Consider the following 12,703-nt stretch of genomic DNA (forward strand, 5'->3'; position numbering starts at 1 on the left):
ACCATGCGTTATATTACCGACTGTTACAGGGTTAAGAGGATCCGCTAAACTTAATAGCTGGACACCTTTCAGCCCCATATTAATCACAGCTAAGCCTTCAACCACCTCAATCGTTTGCGGAATACCTTCACCTGCTAATGGGACAGCAACACGTATTTCACGATTTTTGACCGAACTGTCATCGCCATTTAAAGCCGTCTCACGATCAAATATTAATAGGTGCGAGCGCCCTTCATTAGGCTTATTAATATAAGGAAAGTTATACCCTTTAGCCAATACGTATACATACTCATTCACTAAAGCCAAACCAATAGCCACCAAGTCTTTTGGTAAGTCGTAATAACCTAAACCATGGCGTGGCGCTATATCGGCAACGCCGTTCGATACAACACTATGCTCTGCGCTGAGTTCATCCTCGCTCAAGTGTAATGAACTACGGTTATACTTAACTAAGCTAATCCAGCCTGGGGCATAAAAATTATCAACTTCACTCTCTTGTGTGATACGCGAAGGGCTCTGGGTATCGTGCAAGCCTCGGCCTAATACATAAATCCAACCTAATTGCTCATCAACCTCTAACCCAACTATTTCGCCCGGTGGTAATTTTAAAACGTCTTTTGGCTCAAGTAATGAACCGACTGAGCGTTCAGCCAAATCGTCTAATCGCTTAGCGATATCTACTTTAGTGAAGCGCTTAGCTGTGACTAATTCACGGTTAACCGTTAGGCGGCCATAAAATAATGCATTGCGTAATATAAATGCGCGACCGTTAGGATCTGTGAGTTCGACATCAATAAAACCACGGTAAGGTTCGCTATCGCGACTAAAATCTGGCGCGAGCCATGACATTTTTTCTGCGCTGTATAACCGTAAGCGATCTTGGTCGGGCTGATCAATCACACAGCGATCTGTATTTTGCGTTGCCGTTTTACAATGATCGGCATCACCTGAGCGATAAGCTTTTAGCGTGATATCGGGATGGAAACCATAACCCACAATAGACAAGCTATCATTGCGACCCGCTTGCGTTGTGCTTACGACAGAGGGATTAATAAATGATATTTTTAACAAATCAACATAAATATAACCACCTAAAACCGTATTGCTCAAGCCAGCTTCATTTGTAACAGTCACTGCGGCAGGGCCGGCATAATTAGCTACTGTTGTTGCCGAGATAACATCAAACCCATCATCTGTTTCTGCCAGCTTAATAGTCTCAACAATCAGCGCCTGGCCACCAATAATGAGCCGAGCATTCGCGCCAAAGTTTTTACCCGTAATGCGCACTTTAGTACCGCCTTCAATACCGCCTGCAGCAATACACTTAACTTCACCCTCTTCATAGGCTATAGAATCGACAGCGCATATTTGTGTAATATCTGGCGCTTGTGCACTACCTGCCGCTGAAGTAATAAAGTTAAAACGATAGTCGTCACCTAACGGGTCACCCGAGACAGGCTTTAACCCTTGTTTTACAATAACGGTATAGCGCGTATTGGCTACCAAAGGCCTATTGGGCTGTAACAATACTTCATTACGTTTTTCAATGTTTTCTAGCTGAGTAAATTTAACCGTGAAATCATTTGATATCTCTTGTGCACCAAAGCTAGGGTCGCCCTCATAAACTTCAATATACTCACTGATAGAGTCAATAGACGACTCTGTCGCTAACGTTTCTATCACCGCAGAAAAATCAAGTCTCATCGCAGTAATATCGGTCGCCACATCACTTTCATCAGCATATGGTGCATGCCCTAGTACGGTAAGCTCTGGCATTTTTACGCGAGCAAAACCTTCGGTGCCGGCGGCCACAAAAACACTACCATCACTCACATGTAGCCCACGTGTGGCAAAATTGCTAGCGCTCGCCTTAGCAATCACATTAACCGGCTTGGTTGCATCCCTGTTAGGGTTATCAATTTTGGCTAGATCAATCACCTCTACAATGGCCTGTACAGGTTGAAATGCTTGATCACGATAATGAACAGACACAAACGCGAGATTACCGGATACTTCAACATCATAAGCACCGTGGCTAACCAAATCGGGGCGTGCAGGTTTAAGCTCTATTACATGCTGCATACGTGGGTTATAAGGGTCACTAATATCAAAAATATTCAGTTGCGATGAACCACCATCACCCACCATATCCGTTACAAAAACGCGATCGCCCACAAGCGTTAACCGGTTAGCAATACCCATGGTATCAACAGCGCTAATAATCGGTAATGTAGGGTCCGCAATATCAGCAACCACCAAACCTTGGTGCGAGGCCGCAATAAAAGCGAAATTATCTTTAATAGCAACATCACGACTGTAACCGTCGGGTTTGATGTAACCCACATGATAAGGCGCCGAAAAATTAGAGACATCTATAGCCTGTATGCCGCCATTCCCGTTAGCCACTAAGACCAAATCATCTTTACGGTCCAAGCCGTACACTTCTTTGAAGGGTAAATCGATTCGGCCATTTACGGACGGAAACAAACCTAAACCAGCTTCTGTATTTTTACCCACAAAAATCAGTAACTCGCCTAATGTATTTTCCTCAAATATAAATTTCGACAGTGTATCGGCATCATCCTTGTGGGCTTTTTGGATAGTACTTTTTAAACCTTTATAAAAATCGCACCCAGGTGGAGAGGGAGACGCACTGGCTTGACACGGTTCAGCGTCTTGATCCAGCGCATCTTCATACAGTACACCCGACTTTGCAGCAAACACGGTGTTCTCATCGGCTTTAATTTCACCAATCGTACCGGCAAAAATATTATAACTACCCACCACATTCGCGTCATAACTATAAAACTTGCCATTACCGCCTTGCGTTTCATCTGTTGCATCTAAGAGAAACAACCCCGTTCGCTCTAGCGCCCGATCACCCAATGATTCACGCTTAATGAATAAGCCATCTTCTATACGCATAGGGTCAAAGGTAGACCACGCACCTATAAATGAACCCGTTTTTTGGTAGGATTCATAGCGATCTAATGCGCTGTAATAGGCATTTTCACTCACCGCGCGCGAAGATGCATCCTCGGTCACTTGCAAGTAACGCCTTTCAGAAATAGGCAAACCCACTTCATAACATACAGTCTCTTGCGCTTGCTCTTCGTCTTGTATGATTACATCATCGGTACCTTTACCTGACCGAGTACTAACCTTGTTAAAGACTCGAGTGGTTGCACAAACACGTTCATTACGTTGACTACCACGGTTTAAAATATCTCCATCAGTAAAGTCGGCATTATAAATAAAATAATAGTTAGAGGGGTCGCTAGGGGGGATACCATCAACTTCATTCGCATTATTGTTCGCAGTCAAAGTGAGTGCTTTGCTTTCAAATAACGTCTGCTCTTCGCCCATGTCATTCGTGAAAACCCGCTGCCATATCTGATCAACTTTTGATATAGGACGACCAGCATCAATAACAGACACAACCGATACAACTGTTTTGGCAGTCGTAATAATATCAAGCGCTGGCGGCGTCAGAATATTGATTTCAGGAGGCACGGTGTCTTTGATTTGCCCAATTAATACAACTTGGGTTTCAGCCGCTTGACCTAACACATCATAAGCAATCGCTTGAACGTAAAACCCATCAACACTTTGCGGCGCTGGCAAAAAGGCACGGTATACATGGTCTTGTGCATAAGCGCCTTCATCGACCCCAATACTTTGATAGACATCTCGAACTGGCTGCCCGTTGACATAAAAAACAACATGATCGATACCCTCGGGCCCTAAGTCATCAAAAGCTTCTACCAGCACCTCTACATCGTTACCATCAATCACAAAGCTTCCGTCGTTGTACGGCTTTATAATGGTGGCTTTTGGGGGTTCATCTTTTTTGATTAATAAACGCTGAGCTGCTGGCACTAAGTTTGATTCATAACCGTCTACATCCGTCGCTTGTGCTTTAAAGCGTAAAGTATCGCCCACCCGACCTGTTGGCACGCGAAGGTGAAACAAATAAGGTGCGGCAGTATCTTGCGATACTAAACGGTAACTCAATTGCTCGTCTAGCGCATCAACGGTACCAATCGCATAGTACAATGAGACACCCTGTACACCAGACTCTAAATCACTGGCGGTAACATTAATGGCAATAGGTCTATTTTCGGTTATCTCTGTAATATCGCCCAAATAAAAGCCTCGATTATCGAGTATTTTAAACCCAGTAACCTGAGGAGCTTGGTTACCCAGCATTTTGATAGCGATAACTTCTGTTGTTATATTACCGACACCATCACTGGCTTCTATTTCAAAGCGTAAATCGAGTGTGCTCGGTGCATTTTTTATATCTAAATACTCAGCAATATTTTGTAAAGGCCACTGTCCTTCATAAGGAGGCTTAAGCAAAAGCGCTTGGCGTACAAGCTTGCCGCCCTCTGTGCCATCTTCGGCAAACAATCTCAATTTAACGGAGGTTACTCTTACATTATCTGAAATGTCTAACGCATAGGGTAAATATCGGTCTTCTACCACCACGGCGCCTTGCTTGAGTGGTTGAATCACTACAATTTCTGGGCTTTCAGTGTCTTTAATAATATCGACAACTGTCGCCGTAGTTGTATTCACAGTGCGTGCATTGGCTAAACGTTTTTCAGTAGCAGAGGCTGTAAGTGTTAATTGATTACCGGCTTCGCCAAAGGGTATTTCAACATAGAATTCAAATGGCGCAACAAGGTCGCTGTACACTTTTACACCGCCATTAAAGCCTGCAATCGTTAAATTGACTTTTTCGACCTTAACATCATCAACCGCATTCACTTGAACTAAAAGAAAATCACCTTCGATGATGCTATCACCAGTAAGCGGTGCAGCAATTTTAATAACGGGGGGCTTATCTTGCTTTAACCTAATATCAACTTCATCCGTTTTTTTAGCGCCGTAAGTATCTGTGGCGGTAACCACAACTTTAATATCATTATTAGTACACGTACCTTCATTAGGTAACACCACAGAAAAATTGTACGGCGGCGTACTCAGTGAGCCAAGGTATTCAAAAGCACCGCCACTCGCGCACGTCGCCAACAAGTCTAACTTTGCAATACCGACATCATCATAAGCATTAACATTGACATACAATGACGAGCCTGCAATAGCCTCTGCATTTAAAAGTGGCTCTATAATTTCAACAATAGGCGGATGATCAACGCCGATTAAAATATCATTTTCCACCATCGAAGAATTGCCATTATCATCGATTGCTGTAACGCGTAACACCAACTTAAATTGATGAACCAATGCCGAGCTAACACCAAGCGCTACAAGTATTTCATCGAGTGTGGGCGTCTTGATTTTGCGAGAGTATCTAGGTGTATCAATGTTATTTGTTGAAATAGGGTCATAATCGAGCGGGGCAATATTACCAATGGTGGCTACTGTCGCGTTAAAGTCTCCTTTAATAAAATCACCCGATTTAGTTCGTATTGCATAAGCGGTTTCTAAGATGATACGCTCAACTTTGACATTATCGTAAGCGGCAAATTCTGCGGTAAATAGTGAATCCTCTACCGCTCCAAAGCCTACATCCGGACGATAAATAATAGCACTTGGAGCAATTTTATCCTCGACCGCTTTATACACGACTTCATGAAGCCCTGTTGCACCCTCACTATCGGTAAACGTGACGGTCAAAGTCACGGGCTCACGCCCTATGACACCAGAGGGGACCTGCACAAAATAGTTATAGCGTTTAGCATACGGGCTATCAATCGTGCCGTAACGCTGAGCAATATCTTCACTATAAATACGCTCATACTGATCGTATATCTCATCAAACATTTGCTTAACAACAGGCAGGCCTCCGGCCGATGTATTCTCTTCGACCTGCGAATCAAAAAAACTAAGCGGTACACCGTTGGCAAATACTTTTATATTACCCTTATTAAATTTTGCATCATCAGTCATGATGACACCTAATTTAATAGCAAAAGCACCGGCAACAATATCTTGATCGGTCGCCGGTGAGGTTATTCTGATTTGGGGTGCAATATTACTCACAGGGTTAACGATAAAGCGACGCTTAGAGCTAAGCCCAAAGTTATCGACAACCGTAATTTCATACTCCGTAGCTTCTACGTTATCAAACTTAATGACCGCATTATGCTTATATAACAGCGTATTAGGGTTAGGACACGAGGACTCGAAATACTTTTGATAGCGCTTTTTAGGGTATTGATCAGTGGTAGCGGGGCCATTGAGCTGATGGACAACCACCTCTCTTAAACCTGCATCATCTGTCGTTTCAAAATCTAAACCAAACGTTCCTCCGGTCTTAACCCAAAACTCGGCATAATTTAAACGCTCGGGGTTGGTAATGGATTTAGTAAAGCTAACATCACTTAAATCATCTTTATTAGGCGCTATAAGATTACTCGACTTAAAAGCCAAAAACTCGAGCAGAGGCGCTTGATTACTTTCTACAGGATAAACCGCACTTTGTTCAACAATACGCCCCGATGGATCTTTAGCTAATAGTGTCAGCTCGAGCGTATCACCTTGATAATTAAGCGGGACGTCATAAACCATCGACGTATTTCTTTCGCCGTAAGACAAAAAGGTTTTGAGTACCTGACGTGTACGATTCTCGATTAATTCGATACTCGAAACTAGGGCTGTATTATCTGAATTATCTAATTCTAATGTAATACGCTGCCCAGGAATTAAAGCAACACCTTGCGCAGGAGACACCTGAGCCAATAAAGGAGGCTCGTCATCAGCCATTAATCTATGCTGAGCCAATACGGTTAAAGGCACGGCCTGCCTAGAGTTATCACGACTTAACCAATCCGTTACGTGCACTAGCACACTGTAATCTTGATAATCCGAAGAGACCGGAACAATAAAGTCAGACGGGAATACACTTTTATTTTTATTGAAGGCACGCACCGGCATAAAGTTAACAAAAGCTTTACCCGAGACAGCCTGATTATCTTTAAGATGCAGAGTAATTACGTCAGCCTGAAATTTATTTTGAATAGCTCGCGCAATAACGGCAGAATAAATGAATGGATGGTCATCAAAATCAACCGTTATTTTGGTGGTTGCACTCCGCAAATAAGCATTAAGATCAAGCTTACCCTTTGCTGCGGTACCGGCGATCACTGTGTCGCTCGATGTGCATATATTTTTAGATTCAACCGTCAGGCGGTAATCAAAACTTCCGCTAGCCAAGCGTAATACGCCAGCCGCAAGGTCTTTTGCGGCCACACCATAGGTTAATTTTTGGTTATGAAATTCAAATGCCGGTAATTGGCCAAACTGTAATGCCTCTGTTACCTGAGCTTCGGGGTAATCGAGTGTCACTACAGGAAGGGTCTGGCTTTGGGCATTTGACGCGATAGCGCTCCCCATGGGTAATCGTTGAGGCAAACCACTTAAAGACGTATAAAGCGGTAGTCCCATTGCGTTATAGTTCTGATCGATAAGATCATCAGTGATTTCAAAAATGGTTTGCGCAACGATGCCTCGCATGGCTGCCGTTTGAGGCGCTTCACTACTGATCACAACCGCTGGGGGCAAATCAGGCTTCAGTGTAATAACACGTGTTTCAACGGCTCGATTACCTTTAGTATCAATAGCAATTGCAACAAATTTTATTTTTTTATCGTCATTCAATGTTGCTGAAAACTTGCCTAAATCGGGCAGCTCAATATTCTCTGCCGTGCTCAACACAGCACGAGTGCTAGCATTAATACCATCAATAAACAGTAACTGCTCTGGGCTTTCGGCTGCCGGCGCATAAAACAACAACTCTAATGACTCTAACTTTAAATTATCTACGGCTGTGAAATTAACACTATATGGCTGATTACCGTAAAGCGTATCTTTAGGCGCTTTAAAATTAATCGTTGGCGCGTCGGTATCTTTAAGAATTGTAACGATGACTTCTTCGCTGCGTGAGGTATTGCCCCCTGCATCTGTCACCTCTAAGTAAAATGCTAATTTTTTACCGGCGTACTTCACCAAAAATGCATCCGTGAAAGGAACATTAACGCTACCGTTAAAATCGACAAGCACTCGAGAGCTGACTTTTATTTGTCCAAATGTGCCTGGGTTATCAACATAGATTTCATCAAGTGTGTCCTCTCGTGTAAAAAATTTTGTTGCTAACACGATATTATTGCCGTCTACATCGGTAATGGCCTCACCACTTAATTCATTGAATTTAGGTGTGATTGCTACCACTCTTGTATTGTCAGCGGCAACACCACTAAATTCGAAAGCCGTACCGGGGAAAATTTCGAACCCTTGTGCAGGCTCAGCCATTGTAATAGATGGCGCCTCATTATCATTAAAAATTGACAACTCGTGGACTGCAACACCAGAGATTAAATTGGCATCTAGTGCTGTAAGATCAATAAATACTGATTCATCGACTGAGGCATCTAGCGCAATAACAATCAAAGAAGCTGTAGACAGATCCTCGATAACTGTAGGCATAAAGACCGAGTGAGTCAGTATACCTTCGTCACTAAAAGCCTCTTGAAAACGAGAACCTGTCAAGCGTTTGCGGTATTGCTCAGCGCCATCGGCGACAAGGGCAATAATGGCGCCGGTCACACCAATATCATCGGTTAACAAAGCACTCACCGAGACACGCTCACCCTCCATATAACGCGAGCGCTTAGCAGGTGTTCTAATCGTTACATTTGGAGCGTTATCTGACGTTAAACTTAACGTAAATAATGAGGAACTGGTATTGTTATACCGGTCTACTGAAGTGACTTTAAGTGTAGCTGTCTCTCCGGATGCTGGCGCGGTAAATGTAAGGGCATGACTACTTTCATTGACTAACTGATTGTCTGGCATCAGCTTTTTTTGCTCGCGCGTTTCAACTAATTCAACATTGACCGACGCTAAACCACTTTCATCAACCGCTCTAATATTCGCTGTGAAATCGCGAGTATGGTATACACGTGTTAACTCACCCTGATTCACCAGTGATACTCTAGGCGCTAACGAATCCACAATGACTTTAATATCACCTAGCGTATGCTGACCGCCTGTTTCGTAAAGATCTGATGATTGTGCATCGACATCGACAGCCTTAATTACTAAACGAAGGGTATGGTGCTTTTCTGCACTTAGGCCTTTAATTTGTGAGAGGTCTAACTTAAACTGCGCCAACATTTCTTTGAGTGGCGCAGAAAAATCACCCGAAGCAACATCTAGCGTCATCGAGTCTTCACCATTGATAGTCGCTGGCAGATCACTCCCATCGACATAGGCCTGTACATTAATAGCACTAACGCCTTTATCATCGGTTGCAAACACTTCGGCTAAAATTGTCTCATGCGCAAAGTATCGCCCTTTGTTAGTTCGTACATCCCGAACTATGGGCTTAGCATTTTCAACGACTTCAATAACCCTATCTAACGTGGTGGTGTTGCCTGCAGCATCGCGCACTGTTATTTCAATAGATTTATAGCCTGTCTCCGATGTGACAGCCACAACGCGAGTAGCCGAAAAAGCATTCAGCACACCCGAAAACTGCTCTGCTAAAAAGTCATCACCTTCAATAATATCAGCTGTCTCAGGTGACTCTTTTGTTCCAATATTGCCCGTTAATACATAACCTAGTACATCGTCTTTACGGACCCCTTTAACGCTAAGAAAAGACACACCAACATTATCATAGCCTGTAACTTTTAATAAAAAGCTACTGTCGAGTGTGACTTTAGAATAGTCCTGACCAGACTCGGTATAGGACACAGTAGGAGAGGCAAGATTTGCCACAGGCGGTTTAATATCATGACCGAGTGTTACCTTGACCTCATTGCTTTTAGCCTCTTGGCTTGAGTTATCAACGGCCACCGCATGCAGCACGAGCACTTGCTCGTCACCGGTAATTTCGGGCGTATCGTACACCATGGTAAAAGGGATGTTTTGATCACTACCCACTAATGCGCCATTGACGTAAAAGTCTACTCGCTTGACTTTAATATCATCGGCGGCTGAGACTCTGAACTCTACAGGAATGCCGCTGGTGAGGTGTGCGCCCTCGGTAGGTGCAGCAAAAGCAAGGGTCGGCGCCTGATCCTGTTTAATATTTAAGACAATCTCTTTCGAGGTTGATTGACGATCATGGTAATCAATTGCTCTGAGTGATACTTTTATTAATCGCCCGAGTAATTCATCTTCAATAGGAAGATCAAAAGTGAAACTTTTTGCTTGATAACCCGGCGCATCTCCCAGCAAAGCCGCCACTTCGTTATATTCACGAGAAGAAACGACTTCACCATCAACAAGTAGCTCTAATTGCGTACCCAATGCTAAGGTATCATCGGCAACATCCGCCCTCACTTTGACCACCTGCCCCACGGTTACGTCACTGCCACCAACAGGGTGAGTAATACTAACAATAGGACCTTCATTTTGTACAATGCGAATCAATCGCCCTGGCGCATCTTCAAATGAATGCCCCGAGTGAATACGAGCAGATAATGATAATGCCGTATCATCAAGGGAGACTTCAGGAGCTTGGACATCCGAACGCCAAACCTCATAATTAACATCGATTGGGTTTCCTCTGGGGCCACTTTCTTTGCGAGTTTCAATCACTGCATGCTGACTTTCTGCAATGCGCTGCCCATCAAGAAAATACTCAACACGTGAAATACCACTACTATAATTTTTCTCGCTAGGCTCACCTAAACGATGTGCAACTTGCAGCCTAAAGGGTGTATTCGATAAAATTCTCGCACCATCAACGGGGTGTTCAATTTTATACTCAGGTATGGGCTCTTTTAATTCATCATTAACTTTAAGACGCTGCAACGGCGTTTCTATCCGCTTGCCTTCAGAGTCTACCGCGACAGCTTTAAACCACATCTCACTTTTAATGAGCTCTGGTGTGGTGGGTACATCAATCGTGTAGGGTTTTTCGGTCCAGCGCTGTAATAGCGCGCCATTCATCCAAAGCTCTGCGGATGTGACTAACACATCATCATTCGCATTGACTTTTAAGCGCACTGAATCGCCCACAGTGACGTCACCAGGCATAATTAATTTGACTGTTGGTGCGGCATCGACAGCGGCTAAAGTAAAGTCGGCAAATTTTAACGGATTACTCGTTAAGGCAACACGCACATTCAAAGGAGTATCAGCATCAATAGGCGTAGAAGCCTTAATTTCTCGCCCTCTAGCGGTTACAAAGCCGCTCGCGGCCTCCGCAAAACTAAAAGAAACAGCCCGTTTATGAGCAATAGGCACTTCAATGGTTTCACTGGTCTTTTTGTCACGCAAAATACCGACAAGCTCAGGGATATCAAAGTATTTATTCAAACTTGTCAGCGTTAGTAGCCCACCGGTTTCGTCAAGATCTTTAAGCTTTAGACCTACAAGTTCTTTATTGACATCGACATCAACGCTAATTGTTTCTTGATATAGACCACCAAGAGAAACTTGAATATCAACAGGCGCCGCGAGATTTTCATTCAGAGGGTATATCACACCACTTTCAGTCACCAGCACGGCAGCTGGATCTGCTGATGTATAAGTTACGCCCTGCCCCACACCCGGAGAAGGTACATCGCCTCTAAAAGCATAAGAAATGGTGGGTATTATTTGCGCCGCTTCTAATAAGTTGGTGAACACTACTTTTTTAGGGCTAACCGAAAAACCAGTCACCTCTTCGTTAACATCTTGACCAAGATACTCAAGCTTACTTAAGTGGCGTTTATTGCCGCTGGCATCAAAAACAGTCGCTTCTATAAGTACTAACGAGTCATGCGCTATGATGTCGGCCGTTAATAAATACTGTAATGGGAAGCTCGCGTAAACAATATTAGGATTTGTAGGCGAAGGGTATAATTTAACATTTTCATCAATAAAAGCCGACTCGCTGGCAATATCAACAATACCACCTGCCGAGCGCAAAGCAGAAGCACGAAGCCCCTTTATAGACAGCTCAACAAAACTGACATCATTATTATCAGCAACGTTAAAGGACACGTTAACTGATTGACTCAACACCGCATCACCGCTGATCGAGATTTCATTTAAAGCAATCGATGGCAATACATCTTCGTACTCGTAGTACTCACTATATGTCGACGAGCTATTGAGAAAAGAGATGGCTACTTCAGGAGTTAAGAAATTTGGCGCATCTATGCTGAACGCGGTTTCACAGCCCTCGTTGCGACTAGGACGAAATTGCGAACGGGGCAGTACTTGCTCTGAACCGGCGGTGATGACGACCGACACCAAATCATCGCAATCACTTAAACCCAGAGAATATTGAGTATAGGTACCGCCGCCCCCTAAAGTAGACTCCACCCGAATATCAGTGTCAGCATTAACTGCCGTAACACTCATCAACCCAAGAAACAATCCGCTTAACAAGTTGACTACATATCCTTTAACGCACTTCATAACAAGACCCTTTTGCACTATAACTCCGTTGCCGTTGCAACTATTTCCCAAGCTAACCATTTTCCCTAAGGCCTTCTAATCACACAAAGACACCAAGCACTAATCAATTAACGAGTACCCTATTCAAAAAAATAAATAGTCAGGCTAATTTTATGGCGCACCATTTTGACAGCTGTCTTCTCAATCCACAAGATCTAGCGTTATACTATTTCTCAGTTCTTATTCATACAAGCACCTTAGATAACTATAGTGGCATTGTCATGGCATACTAATTTTGGTCACCGATGAAGAGGTGGTAAAATCACCTCACTACTTAAAA

Annotated in this window: 1 protein-coding gene (only partly in view); it reads right to left on the reverse strand. The window is 43.5% G+C overall.

Going from position 1 to position 12,703, the window contains the following annotated elements; translation table 11 throughout:
• The coding region annotated (locus tag AC438_RS14165) for an Ig-like domain-containing protein (protein WP_202904771.1) crosses the window boundary (this coding region is incomplete at its 3' end): on the reverse strand, window positions 1-12,384 show 12,384 of its 35,668 nt. 23,284 nt of the annotated region lie to the left of the window's left edge.
• Window positions 12,385-12,703 lie beyond the last annotated feature (319 nt).

This window comes from Marinagarivorans algicola, from assembly GCF_001292705.1.
In the GTDB taxonomy this organism is placed as follows: domain Bacteria; phylum Pseudomonadota; class Gammaproteobacteria; order Pseudomonadales; family Cellvibrionaceae; genus Marinagarivorans; species Marinagarivorans algicola.